We start from the raw sequence: 20,511 nt of genomic DNA, 5'->3' as shown, positions 1-20,511 counted from the left end.
GACCCAATTGGGTCTTTTTTTTATTTATAAAATGAGTTCTCTTAAAATGTAAAACTAAGTTTAGCATAGTAATAAGCACCACCAAATCCCATTTGTACAGAATCCCAATATCCACCAGCTTCAGTCCAATCGTCTTGTTGGTCTGGATAAATATTAAATAAATTGTTTGCACCAACATTTATTTTAGTGCTCTCGCATAATTCGAAACCTAAATTTAAATCGGTTACAATTTTAGAAGAGTACGTGTCTGTAGCTGCTGCAACTTGGTCTGCAAGTGTGCCGTAATCTGCTGTGTCTTCATACATTTGCCAATCAAGTAATTCAACTTCGCTAAAACGTGTAAACGAAAGCGCAGCATCAAACCAATCTTTATCGTAGTTTAAGTTTAAGCTTATTTTGCTATCTGGAGCAGAAGCTAATAAAAAGGCTTTGTCACGTTCTCCAAAAAAGGTTTGTTCGTCTAAATCTCCATTTAAAACATCATCAATTTCCATATTGTTAAAATTGGCAAGTAATGTAGCTCCTAATCGGCTACCATTACCTAAAGTTTCTTTGTAAGATAAAATAACATCTAAACCAGTTGTGCTTGTATTAACACCGTTTGTAAAAAATTGTGCCGAACCAACATTATCAATATCTGTAGCTTCAAAATAACCAGTTAAAACAATACGATCTTTTACTTTAATATAGTAACCATCTAAAGTAGCTGTAAATTTACCAAAAGAAGCGGTGAAACCTAAAGCAGCGTTTAGGGCTTTTTCTTCGTATAAATCTTCAATTCCAAACGATTGTGTAACAGGACTATCGTTTGCTGCTAATAAAACTTCTTCTGTACCACTACTAGATACGTTAGTAAATTTTAAGTTATAATAAATTTGAGCTAAAGATGGTGCTCTAAAACCAGAACTAACAGAACCTCTAATATTTATGTTATCTGAAGCTTTTAAACGCATCGCTAATTTTCCGTTTAAAGTGCTACCAAAATCACTGTAGTTTTCAAAACGAGCGGCACCGCTTAAAAGAAAGCTTTCTGTAATATCGAATTCAGCATCAGCGTAAAGCGATAAGTTACTTCTGTTTTCATTAACTTCATTGTCTGGGCTATAACCTGGGAATCCTTGAGAACCTCCAGGGCGTAATTCGCCAGAATTAGTATCATAATATGTAAAATCTGCTGGATCGGTATTTCCTGTTACAGGTTCTCCATTTATGTCGTAAGTAGCATAAGAACCTTCTTCACCTGCAAAAATGGTGAAGTTTTCTGTTCTAAACTCTGCACCAAATGCTAAGTTCATTCCAGATAAAACATTGTCGTAATATTTAGAAAGATCTAAGTTTAAAGTATTTTGGCTTAAACTATGCCCTCCGGCATCAAAACTAGTTGGCGAACTATCTTCTAACGAGGCGTTTAAAGTGCCTTCGATATAATAATGGAAATTGTTTTTTCCAAAGGTGTTACTAAAATCTAAATTCCAGCCACTTGCCATTTCGGTTCTTATACCTGCAGAAACAGAATTATCTAAAATTACCGACGTAATTCTAGGTGTAAAACCATCAGGATAAATAGATTCTACAACACGTGCACCACCGTTTCTTGTAAAAGCGTAAGCATCAGTGTCTCTGTAGTTTCTTCCTCCAAAGGCATAAAATTCGGTGTTGTCTGATAATGGAATGGCAACGTTTCCGAAGAAATTAAAGCCATCAATAGCAGCTTCTCCAAATCCTTTTCTAAAGTCAAAAGCAGGACGTAAGGTTTTATTTTTACTTAAATATTCTGTTGTGAAATTGGCATAACCTTCGTCACCAATTTTAAAGCCATAATTGGCAGCAATTTTTACAGAACCACCATCAAAATTTTTATCGTCTCCAATGGCATTTCCGTCTTTTTCGGTATCTAATCGATAACCATCTGTGTTCCAAGAACCGTATTCGCCAAAGTCGCTAGTGTCAACATCTGGGTTGTTGTTGTATGCGCCATACGAAATGCTACCTGTAAATTCTTCAACATTATCTTTTAAAACAATATTAATTACACCAGCAATCGCATCCGATCCATATTGTGCCGCAGCACCATCTCTTAAAATTTCAATTCGTTTAATAGATGCAGAAGGAATGGCATTTAAATCGGTACCGGTGTTACCACGACCACGCGTACCAAAAAGGTTAATTAAAGACGATTGGTGTCTTCTTTTACCGTTAATTAAAACTAAAGTTTGATCTGGTCCTAAACCTCTAAGCGATGCTGGATCTACGTGATCTGCACCATCCGATCCAGATTGTTTGTTGGCATTAAACGATGGTGCTGCGTATTGCAGCAATTCGTTAATTTCAACTTTACCAATTTGGGTGTTTACTTCGCTTACGTCTATAACATCAATGGCAACTGCAGTGTCTACAGCGGTTCGTTTAGGACTACGTGAACCTACTAAAACTATTTCGTCTAAACTTACACCTTCTTCAAGTGTTACATTAATTGTGGACTGATTGTTAACTTGCACTGTAATGGTATTATAACCCACAAAACTAAAGGTTAGAGAAGATGTGCCACTAACTGTTATGGAGTAATTTCCATCAAAATCTGTGGCAGTGCCGTTTGTGGTGCCAGTTTCGCTAATGTTTACACCAGGTAGAGGGGTTCCTGAAGCATCTTTTACAGTTCCGCTAACAGTTTGTTGTGCAAAAGTTAGGCATACTGAAAAAAAGAATAAATAAAAATGGATTGTTTTCATATGAGTATTTTATAGTTAGGTAAGCTAATTTATAGTAAAACACCTAAAAAAACTAAGAAAAACATTAAAAAGGTTGTTGATAATTCTGTAAACATGAGTTTTTGTTAAAAAATTGTCAGCATCTTCAATTTTAAAAAAAATGTAAAAAAACAAACAAGATAGTATATATTTGCACTCGCAAAATACAGTTATTATGAAAGCAGGAATTGTAGGATTACCAAATGTTGGAAAATCAACGTTATTTAATTGTTTATCTAACGCGAAAGCGCAAAGTGCAAACTTTCCTTTTTGTACCATTGAGCCTAATATTGGTGTTGTTAATGTACCAGACCCTAGATTAGAGAAATTAGAAGAATTGGTAAGTCCAGAACGAGTAATACCTGCTACTGTAGAAATTGTAGATATTGCTGGTTTAGTAAAAGGGGCAAGTAAAGGTGAAGGTTTAGGAAATCAATTTTTAGCAAATATTCGTGAAACAGATGCTATTTTGCATGTTTTACGTTGTTTTGACAACGATAATATTGTACATGTTGATGGTAGTGTAGACCCAATTCGAGATAAAGAAACCATTGATATGGAACTTCAATTAAAAGATCTAGAAACCGTTGATAAAAAACTAGATAAAGTAAAACGTGCTGCAAAAACAGGTAATAAAGAAGCTCAAAAAGAAGAAGCTATTTTATTAAGTATTAAAACCGGTTTAGAAGAAGGAAAATCTGTTAGAGCTTTAGAGTTTAGTGAAGAAGATTATATAGATTTTGTAAAGCCAGCACAATTAATTACAGATAAACCAGTATTATACGTTTGTAATGTAGATGAAGGTGCTGCTGTTTTAGGAAACGATTATGTAGAAAAAGTAAAAGAGACAGTTAAGGACGAAAATGCTGAAGTTTTAGTACTTGCAGTTGGTACAGAAGCCGATATTAACGAGCTTGAAGATTATGAAGAGCGCCAAATGTTTTTACAAGACATAGGCTTAGAAGAACCAGGATCGGCAAAATTAATTAGAGGTGCTTATAAACTTTTAAATCAGCAAACATATTTTACAGCTGGAGTTAAAGAAGTACGGGCGTGGACTGTAAATGTTGGTGCAACCGCACCCCAAGCAGCGGGAGTAATTCATACCGATTTTGAAAAAGGTTTTATTCGAGCAGAAGTTATTGCATATAACGATTATGTAGAGCATGGTAGCGAAGCAAAGGTAAAAGAAGCTGGAAAAATGCGCGTTGAAGGTAAAAATTATATTGTTAAAGACGGCGATGTAATGCATTTCTTATTCAATGTGTAAATAAACTATTTAATTATTTCAATATAAACAAAAATTTGAATTTTGAATTTTTGATTTATTTTGAGTTTAATTTGAATAGAATGCATTTTTTTAGATAAAAACAGGGGTGAACTAAGAATCATGTAAAATTTTAAAGTGTTTAACTTTATGTGGTTGAAAATCAGTTGTCCTTTGTTATATTTGAGCTGCTTTATTAAAATCCACAAAATTATTTGCATTTTAAAGATTATAAAAATAATCTCATTTTGTTATGCCTTGTATTGAAGTAAAAACCGAAATTGATGCCGATATTGAAAAATGTTTTGATTTGGCAAGAGATGTAACCTTTTATCAGAGCACATTAAAAAATCCAACAGAAATGGCCATTGGAGGGAAAGTATCTGGTTTGGTTCAGAAAGGGGATTTTACTCTTTGGGAAACTAGGCATCTTTATATCCATCAACATCTAACTTTAAAAGTTACCGAGTTTGAATCCCCTGTTTTATTCGTAGACGAAATGATAGAAGGTAGTTTTAAGTCATATAAACATCAACATATTTTTAAGGAATTACAGAATAAAACGCTTATGATAGACAGGTTTTATTTTGAATCACCTTACGGTGTAATAGGGAAATTGTATGATACTTTTATTTTAAAAAAACATATAAAAAACTTGTTGGTTTTTAGAAATGCAGCCTTAAAAGAAAAAGCGGAAGCTTTATAGTTTTCAATAATGTATGTTTTATAGATGATGAATAATAACCATCATTGTAGTCAGAAACTAAATTAGGGTATTGTTATTTGTAGTGCTGTTTTTTTGTTTAAACACCAATTATTTGGAGATAATAGTTAATGTTCTAATTTTGGTTTACGCTTAAGTTTCCTATCTCATAAATTCCCTATAGTTCCTAAACTTTGAATAATTTGTATTTCATTTAGTAAATACATCCTGTTAGAAGATTTGTTTAGATTAATATCATCTTTTGAAAAAAAAATATGATTGTTACTAATATACTGGTAGTTGTTATTTCTTAAAAATAATAAGGGAAGGGCACAATAGCTGGTTGCTAAAATTAAAGTAAAGTTTATAATAAATTATGTTGTTAATCTCAATAAATTTGACCATCCAACATGTATAAAAATTTAATCGATAATTGATAATTGAGTTATTGTGATTTAGGTTCTTAACAATTAGAGCTTAGTTTTGTTAATTATTTTGTGAGTTGCTGGTTTTATTTTTTAAAGCGAAATATTATATTAGCAAGCAATCTCACAAAACTCACCCTTTTTTATGGCAGACCAAACCAAATATACCGAAGAGAATATTCGTTCGTTAGACTGGAAAGAGCATATTCGTATGCGACCGGGAATGTATATTGGCAAATTGGGTGATGGTAGTTCGCCAGACGATGGTATTTATATTCTTTTAAAAGAAGTTTTAGATAACTCTATTGATGAGTTTGTAATGGGCGCTGGTAAAACCATCGAAATTTCAATACAAACTAACAAAGTTACAGTTAGAGATTATGGTAGAGGTATTCCTTTAGGAAAAGTGGTTGATGTAGTTTCAAAAATGAATACAGGTGGTAAGTACGATTCTAAAGCCTTTAAAAAATCTGTAGGTTTAAATGGTGTTGGTACAAAAGCTGTAAACGCATTATCTACCTATTTTAGAGTAGAATCTAATCGAGATAGTAAATCCGCTTCTGCAGAGTTTGAAAAAGGAGAGCTTACAAATAAAGAAGATTTAATTGAAACATCGCGTCGTAAAGGAACAAAAGTATCTTTTATTCCTGATGAAAGTATCTTTAAAAACTATAAATTTAGAAATGAGTACATAGTAAAAATGTTAAAAAACTATGTCTATCTAAATCCAGGTTTAACTATAGTTTTTAATGGTGAAAAGTATTTCAGTGAAAACGGACTTAAAGATTTATTAGCCGAAAAAATTAACGAATCAGATTTACTTTATCCTATAATTCATTTAAGAGGCGATGATATTGAAATTGCACTTACACACAGTAAAACTCAGTATAGCGAAGAGTATAATAGTTTTGTAAACGGCCAAAACACAACACAAGGAGGAACTCATTTAAATGCTTTTCGAGAAGCTATTGTTAAAACGGTAAGAGAATTTTACGGCAAAAATTATGATGCTTCCGATGTTCGTAAATCTATTGTAAGTGCCATAGCCATTAAAGTTATGGAGCCTGTTTTTGAAAGTCAAACAAAAACTAAGTTAGGCTCTACAGATATGGGAGGAAATTATCCAACAGTTAGAACCTATGTAAACGACTTTGTTAAAACAAAACTAGATAATTACCTTCACAAAAATCAAGAAACAGCCGAAAAGCTTCAGCGAAAAATTTTACAAGCCGAACGTGAACGAAAAGAGCTTTCGGGAATTAGAAAATTAGCAAAAGATCGTGCTAAAAAAGCAAGTCTACATAACAAAAAATTACGCGATTGTCGAGTACATTTTGGCGATACAAAAAACGAACGCAATCTAGAAACAACCTTATTTATAACCGAGGGAGATTCTGCTTCTGGTAGTATAACCAAATCACGCGATGTTAATACGCAGGCAGTATTTAGTTTAAAGGGAAAGCCTTTAAATTGTTATGGTCTTACCAAAAAAATAGTATATGAAAATGAAGAGTTTAATTTATTACAAGCCGCATTAAACATAGAAGAATCTTTAGAAGATTTGCGTTATAACAATGTTGTAATTGCTACCGATGCCGATGTAGATGGTATGCATATTAGGTTACTTCTAATTACATTTTTTCTTCAGTTTTTTCCAGAAGTTATAAAAGAAGGCCACTTGTATATATTACAAACACCTTTATTTAGGGTAAGAAATAAAAAGGAGACTATTTATTGTTATTCAGATGAGGAGCGAGTAGCCGCAATAAATAAGTTAAAGCCAAAACCGGAAATAACACGATTTAAAGGATTAGGTGAAATTTCGCCCGATGAATTTAAACATTTTATAGGCGACGATATTCGATTAGACCCTGTAATGCTAGACGATGGCATGTCTATTGAAGATTTATTATCATTCTACATGGGTAAAAATACCCCAACCCGCCAAGAGTTTATTATAGAAAATCTAAAAGTAGAGTTAGATTTAATAGAAGAAGAGAAAGCCTCATAATATATGATAGACGAACAAAACGACGAACTAGCCAACCAAGAAAACCAAGAACCAAACGAAACCATAACCCGAGTTACGGGTATGTATAAAGATTGGTTTTTAGATTATGCATCCTATGTAATTCTAGAACGCGCAGTACCTGCTATTGAGGATGGGTTTAAACCTGTACAGCGCCGTATTATGCATAGTATGAAAGATTTAGATGATGGACGCTATAACAAAGTAGCAAATATTGTTGGGCATACCATGCAATATCACCCGCATGGTGATGCTAGTATTGCAGATGCTATGGTGCAAATTGGTCAGAAAGATTTATTAATAGATACCCAAGGAAACTGGGGAAACATTTTAACAGGAGATAGTGCTGCTGCTTCGCGTTATATTGAAGCCAGATTATCCAAATTTGCACTCGATGTGGTTTACAACCCTAAAATTACCGAGTGGCAATCTAGTTACGACGGACGTAGAAAAGAGCCGGTAAACCTTCCGGTAATGTTTCCATTATTATTAGCTCAAGGTGGTGAGGGTATAGCGGTTGGTTTATCAACTAAAATATTACCACATAATTTTATCGAACTTATCGATGCTTCAATTAAGCATTTAAATGGGAAACGATTTACGTTAGTTCCAGATTTTCCAACAGCAGGAATTGCAGATTTTTCAAATTATAACGACGGTTTAAGAGGTGGAAAAGTGCGTGTGCGTGCTAAAATTTCTCAGCGCGATAAAAATACTTTAATAATTACCGAAATTCCTTTTGGTACAACAACTTCATCGTTAATCGATTCAATATTAAAGGCCAACGATAAAGGGAAAATAAAAATTAAAAAAATTGAAGATAATACGGCTGCTGAGGTTGAGATTTTAGTGCATTTACCTTCTGGATTATCACCAGATAAAACAATAGATGCTCTTTATGCCTTTACTAGCTGCGAAAGTTCAATTTCACCATTAGGTTGTGTAATTGAAGATAATAAACCACTATTTATTGGAGTTTCTGAAATGCTTCGTAGAAGTACCGATAATACAGTGCAACTTTTAAAACAAGAGTTAGAAATTAAGCTTGGTGAGTTTGAAGAGCAATGGCATTTTGCATCGCTTGAGCGTATTTTTATTGAAAATAGAATTTACCGAGATATTGAGGAAGAAGAAACATGGGAAGGCGTAATTAAAGCCATCGATAAAGGTTTACAACCACACATAAAACATTTAAAACGTGCGGTTACCGAAGAAGATATTGTGCGCTTAACCGAAATTAGGATTAAACGAATTTCTAAATTCGATATTGATAAAGCACAACAAAAAATTGATGCCCTTGAAGAACAAATTGCAGAGGTAAAACATCATTTAGCTAATTTAATAGATTATGCAATAGCTTATTTTACAAGACTTAAAAAAGATTATGGAAAAGGACGGGAGCGTAAAACAGAAATTCGCACTTTTGCTGATGTTGATGCTACAAAAGTTGTTATACGAAATACAAAACTTTATGTAAATCGAGCAGAAGGTTTTATAGGAACCTCATTACGGCGTGATGAATATGTTGGCGATTGTAGTGATATTGATGATATTATTGTGTTTACCAAAGCAGGAAAAATGATGGTAACAAAGGTTGATACAAAAACCTTCGTAGGGAAAGATATTATACATGTAGCAGTATTTAAAAAGAAAGATAAACGCACTATTTATAATATGGTTTACCGCGACGGAAAAAGTGGGCCTTCATACATTAAACGTTTTGCAGTTACTGCTGTAACTAGAGATAGAGAATACGATTTAACTAACGGCAATAAAGGATCTACACTATTATATTTTTCGGCAAACCCTAATGGAGAAGCCGAGGTTATTACAGTGATGCTAAGACAAGCAGGAAGTATTAAGAAATTAAAATGGGATATTGACTTTGCCGATGTTTTAATAAAAGGTCGTGCTTCTAAGGGAAATTTGGTAACCAAATATTCTATTAAACGTGTTGAGCTTAAAGAAAAGGGTGTTTCTACCTTAAAGCCTCGAAAAATTTGGTTCGATGAAACCGTTCGTCGCATTAACGTCGATGGCAGAGGCGATTTAATAGGTGAATTTAGAGGTGAAGATAAACTGCTTATTATCAGTCAATCAGGGCTTGTTAAAACCGTAACGCCCGAAGTGACTATGCACTTCGATGACGATATGATTGTATTAGAAAAATGGGAGCCTAAAAAGCCAATTTCGGCTATTTATTACCACGGAGAAAAAGAATTGTATTACGTAAAACGATTTGTAGTTGAGCAAGAAGGCAAGGAAGAAACTTTTATTTCCGATCATCCAAAATCGCAATTAGAAATTGTTTCTACCGATTGGAAACCTATGGCAGAGGTTGTTTTTGCAAAAGAACGTGGAAAAGATCGTAAAGAAAATTTAGAAATAAATTTAGAAGAATTTATAGCCATTAAAGGTATTTCGGCCTTAGGAAATCAGCTTACTAGAGATAAGGTGAATCAAATTAATTTGTTAGATCCGCTTCCTTACCAAGTAGAAGATGAATTAGAAGATAATATAGAAACCACTGATTCTTCTGATGAGAATAAAGATGATGAAGGTGACGATCAGCCTACGCTGTTTTAAACAAAAAAATGAAAAAGAAAATATCTATTTTAATAGCGTTATTATTAGTTGCAAGCATGGGTTTTTCCCAAACAACTCGCGAAACTAATAGCTTCGATTATGGTACAATTAACGATAATGTTTACAAAAATACATTCTTTAATTTTAAAATAGATATTCCTGAAGGTTGGTTTGTACAATCTAAAGAACAAACAGACATGTTGGTTGAAGCAGGAAAAGACCTTGTTACAGGTGATAATGAAAATTTAAAAGCAGTTATAAAAGCTTCAGAAATTAACTCTGCGTATTTACTTACTGTCTTTAAGCATGAACTTGGTTCTGCTGTAAGTTATAATCCTAGTTTTATGGTTATAGCCGAAAACTTAAAATTGGCACCAGGAGTAAAGCTAGGAAGCGATTATTTATTTCATACGCGAAACTTATTAAAGCAATCTCAAATAAAGTACAGTCATATGGATGACGTATTTTTAGAAGTTATGATGGGTAATCGTGAATTTCATGAAATGGATGTAGATTTAAACCACATGGGCTTAGTCATTAAGCAAAGTTATTATTCTACAATTTTAAATGGTTTTGCACTTAGCATTGTAATATCTTATGTAAGTGAAACTGAAAAAACGGAATTGCTTAATACTTTAAAGACCTTAAAGTTTACAGATTAAGGTCAGTTTTTCTTAAAAATAACGACTAAGCTTAGGGTATAATATTTAACTACAAACTCCATTTTTACGTTCTAAAAATGGTTCAAACTATAAAATTATGGTAAAAAGTAAAGTAGCATATTCTGTTTTAGAGCTTGCCATAGTGTCAGAAAAACAGACGTTTAAAGACACATTTAATAATACAATAGCTTTAGCAAAAGCTGCTGAAAACTTTGGGTATAAACGATTTTGGTTAGCAGAACATCACAACTCTGCAGCTATTGGTAGTAATGCCACTTCGGTTTTAATTGGGCATGTTGCCGAAAAAACAAAAACTATAAAAGTAGGTTCTGGTGGTATTATGTTGCCTAATCATTCTCCTTTAATTGTTGCAGAACAATTTGGAACCTTGGGTACTTTGTATCCTAATAGAATTGACTTAGGTTTAGGAAGAGCTCCGGGAACAGACCAAACTACAGCAGCAGCTATTCGGTCTGACTTTTTTAATGCGGCACAATCATTTCCATCAGAAGTTGAAAAAATTCAAAACTATTTTTCTGTAGATAATCAAAATGAAAAAGTAAGAGCAGTAATAGCCGAAGGTGTTAATGTACCGCTGTATATTCTTGGTTCAAGTACAGATAGTGCTTATTTAGCTGCAAAAAAAGGATTGCCTTATGCTTTTGCTAGTCATTTTGCACCAACACATTTAGCTCATGCGTTTAAAATTTATCACGAAAATTTTCAGCCTTCAGAAAGTTTAAGTCAACCTTATACACTTGCGGGTGTTAATATAGTAGTTGCAGATACTGATGCTGAAGCAGAACAAATTTCTACTTCATTATATCGTATGATTGTTAATTTTTTAAGCGGAAAAAGGAGTTATTTACAACCGCCAACAGAAATGACATCAGATTTAAAAGCATTAACAAATCACCCATCGGTGCAGCAAATGCTTAAATATACATTTATAGGCAGTAAAGAAACAGTAAAGGCTAAAATTTTAGACTTTATTAAAGCAACGCAGGTTAATGAAATTATAGCGGTTACCAATATTTATGGGTTAGAAAACCGAATAAAATCCTATCAATTATTTGCAGAAATAATGCAAGAGATAAATGCTAATAAATCTGCTTTAGTATAGTTACATTAAGGTTGTTATGTGTAAGCGTTTTTATTTTATACGCAGCAACCAAACTTTCTCGAAACCAGTTTCTTTTTGTTTGTTAAATGTGCGTTGTATAGCTGTTTCTTTTTCTTCAAGGTTATACCTGTCAATATAAATGTAATTGAATTTTTCTTCGCCTTTTTTACGCCCTGTTCTAGCGTAAATGCCTTTTTGCTTTAAGCGCTCAATTTCTTTATTAGCATTTAATTCATCAACAAAACTTCCTAAAATTACATAATAACCTGGTTTAAGATTACCGTTTATAACGTCTGGTGGAGTTTCTTCACTCATAACAGGAATCTCATTAACTACAACTTCTGTTGCAATTTCAGGAGTTGGTTCAATTGTTTCTGTTTTAATTATAATTTCAGGTTCTTCAATAGGTGTTGTTTCAACTATTTCTTGTTTCGGCTCTTTTTTGCGTTTAGGACGACCAAGTTTTTCACGATTACGTTTTACATTGGCCAACCATTCTGGTATTTCTTGTTCTTTAGGTGTTAAATCTACTGATAAACCAACGGAATGTACTTGATTAAAATTTTGAGCGCCAATGGCATTTTCAAAAGAATAACTTATTCTAAAATATTTAAAAAGGCGCGCACTAATGGCAGCATTAATAGAGTAATCGTTTTTATACGATAAGGCCATTTCATAATTTCCTTTAAAATTTAAATTGGCAACACCTTCAATTATATTTAACTCGTTGTATGCATGGTATTTTGCGCTAGGTGTTATTCTAAAATTATCGGAAACTCGAATTCTATAAGATAAATAACCAGAATAGCCGTTGCTGCTTGTTAGTGGCGTGGTAGGTGCTAAAGATAAATAGTTTTGAATAGGATATGTAGTTAAAAATCCTCCAATTTTTAAATTGAAATTGGTATAGTGTAGCCCCAGTTTATATACCGATTTAAAATTGTTGTCTTTAGCAGAAAGTTTTTCGTTTAGGCGCTCCAATCCAACTGAAGCTCCAATATTTAAGGTGTGAAATTCACTTCCTAGATTAAACTTAAAACGCGTATTTAAAAATAGTTGAATGTAACGATAAGATTGATAGCTATGATTACTATAATCTAACCCGAATGCAAAATTATCGAAAGGCGCTAATTGTGCATTTAAATACTGTGAGGTATTCGTGTCTGACGCTTGAATAATACCAGTCATGTTATAGCGCCCGTTGGCAGCTAAATATGATGGATCGTCTAAATACGGATTAATTGCGTTTTGGTTTGGGAAAACAATACGCTGCGCAACCAAATTTTGAATAGATAAAACTACTAATATTAGGGTAATTGCTTTTTTCATGATGTTTGGGGTAAGGTCTAAAAAACAATGTTTATTCGCGCTAAAATACAAAACTGAATGAAATACAAGTTAAAATGCGTAGATAATCCGATTAAAAGCGCGTTTAATAGTGTTTTCTAGTGGTTTTAAAGTTTAAAAACTCAATAAACAACGAAAAAGCAATTGCAAAATATAAATAACCTTTAGGAATAGCTCCAACCTCGTTAGCAAATAGTTTGGTATGAGATAAGTGAGCGGCTTCTGTAATTAGCATAAAGCCAATTAAAATTAAAAAAGCTAAACCAAGTAGTTGTATACTAGGATGAGTGTCAATGAATTTACGAATTGGGTTTGCAAAACCAATCATTATGGCTATTGAAATTACAACCGCAATTATCATGAGCACTAAAGTGTAATTATGGTTTGGATGTAAACCGTTTGTCATACCAACCGCAGTAAGTATAGAATCGATTGAAAATATAAAGTCGATAATTAAAATTTGCGTTATGGCTTGCTTAAGGCTTTGCATTTTCTTGCCTTTAAGATTCTGTTCGCTGTGGTTGGGGTGTTCAACTTTTTCATGAATTTCGCTCGTACTTTTATATATTAAAAAAATACCACCAACAAAAAGTATTACAGCTTGCCAACTTATACCAGCATGAAACCACGTTAGGTTAACGGTGTAAAAAGGTTCTTTTAAACCTACTAAAAAACTAACAAAAAACAATAAAATAATACGTTGTGCCATGGCTAAAAGTAAACCAATATTTGTGGCTTTACTTCGCTGGTTTTCTGGTAATTTGTTTGCTGCAATAGATATGAATACAATATTATCAATCCCTAAAATAATTTCTAAAAAAGTTAAGGTTAGTAACGCCATTATAGCGTCTGTTGTAAGTAAAAAATCTATCACAATAAAAAAGGTGTTTATATCAAATCTAATGAAAAATTAGATACAAAAAATAAAGCTTCAAAACATTTATGTATATGTTTTGAAGCTTCTATTTATAAATTCAATATTGTTGTTTAAAAGTTTTCGTAATCTTTATCGGTTAAAGTATTCATAAAGGCTATTATAGCATCAATTTCGTTGTCGTCTAAATCTAAAGGAGTTGGAGGTAAGGTTTGATACGGCACATCTAGACCTAAACCTTGTCCGCCACCTAGGTTGTAAAACTCAAGAACCTGTTCTAACGTTTCAAATGCCCCGTTGTGCATGTAAGGAGCTGTAAGTGCAATGTTTCTAACGGTTGATGTTTTAAAATAACCGCGACGTTCTTCAACTTCATAGGGGTGATATAATCCTGGGTCATCATCTAAAACAGGATTTTTAAAATCTGATGTTTTGGTTAATCCAAGGTGTTCAAATTCGGTTTCTGCAAATTTTGGAGGTACAGTACCATAAAAAGTAGGCGGGAAATGGCAGGTTGCACAAGCGGCTTTTCCCATAAACAAATTAAAACCTAATACCTCTTTTTTAGTTAAAGTGTTTTCTAAATCTTGCATATTTCTATCGAATTTAGAATTAAATGGTGTTAAGCTTCTAATGTAGGAGGCAATGGCATTTCTAATGTTTCTATTAGTAATTTTACCTTTGTAAATAGAATCGAATTGTTGCTTGTATTCTGGTTTAGCTTTAATGTTTTCCTCTAAGGTTTTTAAATCTATATGAAATTCATTTTTATTATTTGTAACGCCTACAATTTGGCCTTCTAAACCATCACCACGACCATCATAAAAAAAGCTTCTTTGGTATACCGCATAAGGAAGTGTTGGTGTGTTTCGCAGTAGTGGTTGGCCGTTCGCTCCTAAGGCAATTTTATTACCATCGGTAAATGATTTTTCTTTTATATGGCATGTAGCACAGCTAATGGTTCCGGATCCAGAAAGTGAAGTATCGTTGAATAACGCTTCACCAAGAGCTATACTTTTTTCTGTGATTTTTGGAGAGTGAGGTGGCGAAAACATCTTTTTATTGAAGAAGGTTTCAGAAAATACATTAGTACTTTTTGGGTTTAAAGCTCGAGAGGTACTTAGTTCTATATTCCAAGTATTAGCAGTTTGGTTAATTAGTTCTAGTTGCTTGTTTGTGTGTTTTTTTATGAAACTATACCGATCAAAACTATCAAAATTACCTTGGTTAAGTGTTTTAATAGTAAGCTCTATTTCATCTAACCAAGCTTTGTAAATTGTTTCGTTTAAAGTGTTTTTGTAAATTGAAAGCACATGTTTTATAGACTCGTAATTATAAATGGCTTCTGTAAGTGAATTTGCCAGTACTGGCGAATCGAAACCTGTTATGCCTTTTAAGGCTACATTAACTATGGCATCTCTCATCATTTTTAAATGATGTCTGTCGCGTTGTTTTAAAATACCATGGTTTTTAACAATGTAAGGTATGCGCAGTTGTAAGTAGTTATAAACACGAAAAAGTTCTTTATTTTCAATAGTATCTTCGCCAAATAAGTATTCTTCAAGAACTTGATAGCTTTTAGGTTTAATTTTTTTAATGTCGGTATGATCGTCTATTTCAATTTTAAGCAAATTAGGAGCATTCATCGATTGGTAATTTTCATAATCGTATGCAATTAAAAGTGGTTCAGCTCTCTTATACCATTTTCTACTTAGTAAAAGATTGTTTTGGTTTTCTTTTAAAGATTTTAGTGTATCTATTTTTTTTATGTAAAACGCAGCGCTATCTAAAGTTTGAAAATAATATTGCTTAATGTCGTCATTAAACATAGAATCACTTGTTGTAGATATTGTTTTTTCTGGAAGTGTTTCCGTTTTTTTACAAGAATAATTAATTAAAATTAACGGAAGTATTAGCCATAAAGCTTTAAAAATTTTCATTTTTAAGATAGTTAAATTTTATGCAAAAAGGCTCCTAGTAAATAGGAACCTTTTTTTGATTGTTTGAAATTGTTTGTATTATCTAGGAAGTCCTGTAATTTTAAATAAAGCAGAACCTTCTTTAGCAGCATAAGCCTCGTCTATTGCAGTTGGATCGTAAAAAGCATGTCCGTCTGCTCTTGTTGAGTTATCTGGGTTATTATCAGCGTTCCAACCATGTACTTGAGCGCCTCCAATAAAAGTAGATTCTGTAGCTCCAATAATATCGGTAACATCAATTAAACCTGTTATTTCCCACATGCTAGTTGTGTTTCCAATATTTAATCCAGCGGCTGTAGTTTGGTCGCACTCCATAACTTCTGTAAAAGTACCAGCGGCTATATCGTATTGCCATAATTTTGCGTATCCAACAATGTCAGCATTTAAAGAAGCATAACCGTTAGGATCTTCTTGAATGTAAGCATAATTTTCTGTAACTAAAATGTTGTCAGGAGAGTGCATACCATCTCCAATTCCACCTTCTTTATCACCATCTACAATTACAGTTAATTTAGCATCGCCTGTTGGGTCGTTTTCATTTAACTCTAATTTGTAAACTCTACCAAAAGAAGTTCCTCTGTTTGCTAAATCTGGGTTATCGCTACGAATTCTTCCTGTAGCATTAAAAAATACATTTCTGTTGTTTGCAGCCGATCCTTTTTGCCAATCGATATCTTCAATTCTTTGGAAACCGATAGCTGAAGCATCAATAGCTTCTTGGTTTAATTCTGCTAAAGTACGCTCGGTTACTTCAACCCATTCTACGTCGTATTCTGTACCTTCGGCCATACCCATTTCGAATAATTGACCACCTTCACCAATACCAGTTTCAACAGGGTTTTTTCCTCTTAAAACATAAAGGCTACCAGTTTGTAAATCTCCAAGTCCGCCAACGTACATTGCAAAATGTGCTTGAGGGTACGTGTTGTTACTATCGTCATCACCCATAAAAACAACAGTTTGTCCTGGGTAAGCATTTTTACCAATAGCAACGGCGTTTTCTGTTGCCCATTCACCTAAAGCAGGTAATCTTTCGGCTTCAACGCGATCTTCAGCGGAACGGAAAGGATTAATTTTATAAACACCTTTAGCGTTACCGCCCCATTCTCCACCAGAAAGGAATAATGGACCAAAACCGTGCTCTTCCATAGTAATAGAAGAACCAGAACACATAGCTGTAAAAGCAGTTGCAGTGGCATTAACAATGTAATCGCCTTCTAAAGGTTGTAAATCTGAGTTTAAACGAATTCTAGCAATAGAGTAATCTACTTCTAGGTTGTTAATTAATGCGTAAGTGCCATCTTCGTAAGGGTAAAGAGCAGCACCATCCATATATGCTCCATAAACAAATGTAGAATCCGATGGTAAAATATCAGCAGATGTCATTATCATATTTAATTCTGCTGTTGAAGCAAAAGCTCCTTTTAATGCAAATAATGAGTTAGGTGTAACAGAGCTTGTAAGAGGTTCTAATTCTGTAGCTGTTAGGTCTTCACCATCTTCACCGTCTTCGCCATCTTCACCGTCTTTTCCGTCAACGCCATCGATTCCGTTTTTTCCGTCTTCAACATCACAGCTAACTAATGTAGCAGTAGATGTAAGTACAAATAATAATAAAAAGATTTGTAGTAATTTTTTCATGAGTTTTAATTAAAGTTTTAGTGTTAAATTGTGTTGTAAAACTATTATTAAAACCACCTTGCCTTGTTAATTAAATAATGTCGTTAGATTAATTTTATGTAAGTGTAACATTATTAAAGTTAACTAAGTTTTAATATCTAAAATTGTTCTAAATAACTGTAGTATGTTGTTTGTTAGTTGTTTATGTTTATTAACTTATTTTTTAGAATCTAAAAACTTGAATAGCCGTATATTTACAGATTCTTATAATTAAGTATGCAAAAACAAAGTATTTCTTTTAAGGAAACAGGTTATTTCTCGGAGTTAATTTGTGATTATTTAGATGAAAATGAGCTGTTAAAATCGTTTTATAACCGATTCCCAAATATTGATGCGTTTAAGTTTCAAATGGAAGAGAAAACAGCTTCTTTTAAACTGAAAAACCGTAATGTTTTAGTTGAAAATATACAAAAGCAATATAAAAATTTAGAAGCATCTGCAGTTACTTTAGCGAACATAGAAAGTTTATTGCAGCCTAATACCTTTACCATAACTACAGGACATCAATTAAACCTATTTACAGGGCCGTTGTATTTTTTATTTAAAATTATATCTACTATAAATCTTACAAAACAATTAAAAACGGCATATCCTGAGCATAATTTTGTGCCAGTATATTGGATGGCTACCGAAGATCATGATTTCGATGAAATAAACTATTTTAATTTTAAAGGGAAAAAAGTCGTTTGGAATAAAGACGCAAGTGGTGCTGTTGGAGCGCTGTCGACTATTGGTTTAGAGGCTGTTTTTAATGTGATTTCTAGTGAGTTTGGCACTAGCAAGCATGCCGAATATTTAAAAAAGCTTTTTAAGTCGGCGTATTTAGAACATGAAAATTTAGCTGAAGCAACACAGTATTTGGTAAACGAACTGTTTAAAGATTATGGTTTAGTAATTATTGATGCTAACCAAAGAGAACTAAAACACGTTTTTGCACCATATATAAAAGAGGAATTGTTAAATAACTCGGCGTTTAAAACAGTAAGTAAAACTAATGAAGCCTTATTAAAGACCTCAAGTTCTTATAAAATACAGGTAAATCCTCGTGAAATAAATCTTTTTTATTTAGATGAGAATTTAAGAGAGCGCATTGTTTTTGAAGATGAAGTTTATAAAGTTTTAAATACGACCATTACTTTTAGTGAGAGCGAGATACTAAAACACCTCGAAGAGGTTCCGGAGCGTTTTTCGCCAAACGTTATTATGCGTCCGCTTTATCAAGAAGTTATTTTACCAAATTTATGCTATATAGGTGGCGGTGGTGAGTTGGCTTATTGGTTTCAATTAAAAGATTTTTTCAACGATGTAAAGGTGCCGTTCCCGATTTTATTATTGCGAAATTCGGCATTGTTGCAAAACGAAAACCAGTTTAAAAAACTTAAAAATTTAAATGTGTCATTAAAACACTTGTTTTTAAATAAACACGCTTTTATAAATAAACGTGTTCGAGATATTTCGAATATAAATATTGATTTTTCGAATCAAAAAGAACATTTAAAAAAACAATTTAAAGAACTATATACACTAGCCGAACAAACAGATAAATCGTTTTTAGGTGCAGTAAAGGCACAAGAGGTTAAGCAGGTTAAGGGGTTAGAAGTATTAGAAAAACGATTGCTTAAAGCACAAAAGCGAAAACTAAAAGACGATATAGAAAGAGCGACAATTATAAAAGATGAATTATTCCCAAACCAAAGTTTACAAGAGCGTCATATTAATTTCTCTCAAATGTATTTAGAGTTTGGAGATGGTTTAATTAAAAGCCTGTTTTCTATTTTAAATCCATTAGAATCGACCTTTTTTGTTCTTTGTGTTTAAGTTTAATTTTGAATAATAATAAATTAAGCCATTGTATTTATGAATTTTTCTGATTTTAGTTAATTTAAAATAGTAATGTGTTAATATAGAGCAGTGAATTTTATTAATTTCTATGTTTATTGATCTAAAAACAAAATGAAAACATCCTCCCTAAATTTAATAGTTTTAACTATATTTATTTTGATGTATGCTCAAATACATTCTCAGGCAAAAAGAATTTTAATTTATCATGAAACTGAAGGTTTTAGACATGCATCTATAGATGACGGTATTAAAATGTTTGAAGATTTAGGTAATGAAAACAATATATGGGCTACAGATGTATCTCAAAATTCAAATGTTTTTAATACATCAAATCTTAGTCAGTACGATGCTGTTGTCTTTTTAAGTGTTAACGGTAATGACATATTATCAAACACAGAAAAAACTGCCTTAGAGAATTTTATTGCTTCTGGCAATGGTTTTGTTGGAATTCATGCCAGCTCCGATGCATTTAACGATAACTCATGGCCGTTTTATACGGAACTTCTTGGGGCTATTGTTCAAGAGGACCCTTATCACACGTCTAGTAATTATACAGCCGATGTAGAAGTGGTGTCTGATAATTCTATTATAGATTTTTTAGGAAATGTTGGGACTGATTGGGAACACACCGATGAGTTTTACTATTGGGAAGGCGGTTACTTAAGTTCAGATAATACTGTTTTATTAAAAGTTGAATCTACAGGCAGCAATAGCTATGATGCCGAACGACCAATTACTTGGTTTAAAGAATCTATAACCTATGATGACGATAATAACTCAGGAACACCAGACGTAACTTTATCTGGAATTCGTTCATTTTATACAGGATTAGGGCATCATGAAGATGATTATTTAAGTAATTCCGATTTTAGAACACTATTAAAAAATGCAACACTTTGGGCAATTGGAGATCAAACTTTAAATAAAGAAAATTTAAGTTCAGCTTCTTTAAAGCTGGTAAATAACCCAGTAAAAGATAAAATAGAGATTAGCTTAAATAATACAGGCGCCAATTATGAAATTGATATTTATGATGTTTCAGGTAAGCAATTAATTAGTGAAACGGTAACTAAAACTGCTATCATTAACAATAAGTTATCTTTAGATATATCTCACTTAAAAACTGGAATGTATTTTGTAGTTGCTAGTTCAGTTAATCAATCAAAAACGTTTAAAGTTTTTAAAAATTAATTTTAGAATTTTTAGAAGTTAAATCAAATAATATAAAGAGCACCTTAATTTGTTTA

Annotated in this window: 13 protein-coding genes; 8 read left to right on the top strand and 5 right to left on the bottom strand. The window is 32.7% G+C overall.

Features of this window, described 5'->3' with window-relative positions; genetic code table 11:
- Window positions 1-41 precede the first annotated feature (41 nt).
- Window positions 42-2,729 (bottom strand): TonB-dependent receptor, encoded by a 2,688-nt coding sequence (locus PW52_RS14830; protein WP_044633764.1) that lies wholly within the window; start codon window positions 2,727-2,729, stop codon window positions 42-44.
- A gap of 193 nt (window positions 2,730-2,922) precedes the next feature.
- Between PW52_RS14830 and ychF the strand changes: the two genes are divergently transcribed.
- The 6 genes from ychF to PW52_RS14795 all read left to right on the top strand — a co-directional run bounded on the left by ychF (window position 2,923) and on the right by PW52_RS14795 (window position 11,542).
- Window positions 2,923-4,017 (top strand): redox-regulated ATPase YchF, encoded by a 1,095-nt coding sequence (gene ychF, locus PW52_RS14825; protein ID WP_044633763.1) that lies wholly within the window; start codon window positions 2,923-2,925, stop codon window positions 4,015-4,017.
- Window positions 4,018-4,267: 250 nt separating this feature from the next.
- A complete protein-coding gene (locus tag PW52_RS14815; RefSeq protein ID WP_044633761.1) occupies window positions 4,268-4,720 on the top strand; it encodes an SRPBCC family protein in 453 nt (150 codons plus the stop codon).
- A gap of 567 nt (window positions 4,721-5,287) precedes the next feature.
- Entirely contained in the window at window positions 5,288-7,153 is a 1,866-nt protein-coding gene (locus PW52_RS14810; RefSeq protein WP_044633760.1) for a DNA topoisomerase IV subunit B, read from the top strand.
- Between the two features lie 3 nt (window positions 7,154-7,156).
- A complete protein-coding gene (locus PW52_RS14805; RefSeq protein WP_044633759.1) occupies window positions 7,157-9,757 on the top strand; it encodes a DNA gyrase/topoisomerase IV subunit A in 2,601 nt (866 codons plus the stop codon).
- 8 nt (window positions 9,758-9,765) lie between these two features.
- Window positions 9,766-10,419, top strand: a complete 654-nt coding sequence (locus PW52_RS14800) for a hypothetical protein (protein ID WP_044633758.1) — start codon at window positions 9,766-9,768, stop codon at window positions 10,417-10,419.
- Window positions 10,420-10,516: 97 nt separating this feature from the next.
- On the top strand, window positions 10,517-11,542 hold the full coding sequence (locus tag PW52_RS14795; protein ID WP_044633757.1) for an LLM class flavin-dependent oxidoreductase: 1,026 nt from the start codon (window positions 10,517-10,519) through the stop codon (window positions 11,540-11,542).
- A gap of 30 nt (window positions 11,543-11,572) precedes the next feature.
- On the opposite strand, the gene PW52_RS14790 is transcribed toward PW52_RS14795, so the two are convergent.
- The 4 genes from PW52_RS14790 to PW52_RS17640 form a co-directional block, all read right to left on the bottom strand.
- Window positions 11,573-12,871, bottom strand: a complete 1,299-nt coding sequence (locus PW52_RS14790) for a PorP/SprF family type IX secretion system membrane protein (RefSeq protein ID WP_044633756.1) — start codon at window positions 12,869-12,871, stop codon at window positions 11,573-11,575.
- Between the two features lie 103 nt (window positions 12,872-12,974).
- Window positions 12,975-13,763: a TerC family protein gene (locus PW52_RS14785; RefSeq protein WP_044633755.1), complete on the bottom strand. Its 789-nt coding sequence runs from the start codon at window positions 13,761-13,763 to the stop codon at window positions 12,975-12,977.
- A 113-nt stretch (window positions 13,764-13,876) separates the two neighbouring features.
- Window positions 13,877-15,703, bottom strand: coding sequence for a cytochrome-c peroxidase (locus PW52_RS14780; protein ID WP_044633754.1), 1,827 nt, complete (start codon window positions 15,701-15,703; stop codon window positions 13,877-13,879).
- A 78-nt stretch (window positions 15,704-15,781) separates the two neighbouring features.
- Window positions 15,782-17,383 carry a PhoX family protein gene (locus tag PW52_RS17640; protein ID WP_044633753.1) on the bottom strand — a complete coding sequence of 534 codons (1,602 nt, stop codon included), beginning with the start codon at window positions 17,381-17,383 and terminating at the stop codon, window positions 15,782-15,784.
- Between the two features lie 255 nt (window positions 17,384-17,638).
- Here PW52_RS17640 and bshC point away from each other — a divergent pair, with 255 nt between their 5' ends.
- Both bshC and PW52_RS17235 read left to right on the top strand, forming a co-directional pair.
- On the top strand, window positions 17,639-19,240 hold the full coding sequence (bshC, locus tag PW52_RS14770; protein ID WP_044633752.1) for a bacillithiol biosynthesis cysteine-adding enzyme BshC: 1,602 nt from the start codon (window positions 17,639-17,641) through the stop codon (window positions 19,238-19,240).
- A 135-nt stretch (window positions 19,241-19,375) separates the two neighbouring features.
- Window positions 19,376-20,455, top strand: coding sequence for a ThuA domain-containing protein (locus PW52_RS17235; protein ID WP_082050926.1), 1,080 nt, complete (start codon window positions 19,376-19,378; stop codon window positions 20,453-20,455).
- Window positions 20,456-20,511 lie beyond the last annotated feature (56 nt).

This window comes from Neotamlana sedimentorum, assembly GCF_000943565.1.
In the GTDB taxonomy this organism is placed as follows: domain Bacteria; phylum Bacteroidota; class Bacteroidia; order Flavobacteriales; family Flavobacteriaceae; genus Neotamlana; species Neotamlana sedimentorum.
This window is presented reverse-complemented; position numbering and strand designations above follow the sequence as displayed.

Coding starts and splice junctions, on each gene's coding strand:
- PW52_RS14795 (WP_044633757.1), top strand. CDS start 10,517: ATGGTAAAAAGTAAAGTAGCATATTCTGTTTTAGAGCTTGCCATAGTG.
- PW52_RS14780 (WP_044633754.1), bottom strand. CDS start 15,703: ATGAAAATTTTTAAAGCTTTATGGCTAATACTTCCGTTAATTTTAATT.
- bshC (WP_044633752.1), top strand. CDS start 17,639: ATGCAAAAACAAAGTATTTCTTTTAAGGAAACAGGTTATTTCTCGGAG.
- ychF (WP_044633763.1), top strand. CDS start 2,923: ATGAAAGCAGGAATTGTAGGATTACCAAATGTTGGAAAATCAACGTTA.
- PW52_RS17640 (WP_044633753.1), bottom strand. CDS start 17,383: ATGAAAAAATTACTACAAATCTTTTTATTATTATTTGTACTTACATCT.
- PW52_RS14830 (WP_044633764.1), bottom strand. CDS start 2,729: ATGAAAACAATCCATTTTTATTTATTCTTTTTTTCAGTATGCCTAACT.
- PW52_RS14790 (WP_044633756.1), bottom strand. CDS start 12,871: ATGAAAAAAGCAATTACCCTAATATTAGTAGTTTTATCTATTCAAAAT.
- PW52_RS14800 (WP_044633758.1), top strand. CDS start 9,766: ATGAAAAAGAAAATATCTATTTTAATAGCGTTATTATTAGTTGCAAGC.
- PW52_RS17235 (WP_082050926.1), top strand. CDS start 19,376: ATGAAAACATCCTCCCTAAATTTAATAGTTTTAACTATATTTATTTTG.
- PW52_RS14810 (WP_044633760.1), top strand. CDS start 5,288: ATGGCAGACCAAACCAAATATACCGAAGAGAATATTCGTTCGTTAGAC.
- PW52_RS14805 (WP_044633759.1), top strand. CDS start 7,157: ATGATAGACGAACAAAACGACGAACTAGCCAACCAAGAAAACCAAGAA.
- PW52_RS14815 (WP_044633761.1), top strand. CDS start 4,268: ATGCCTTGTATTGAAGTAAAAACCGAAATTGATGCCGATATTGAAAAA.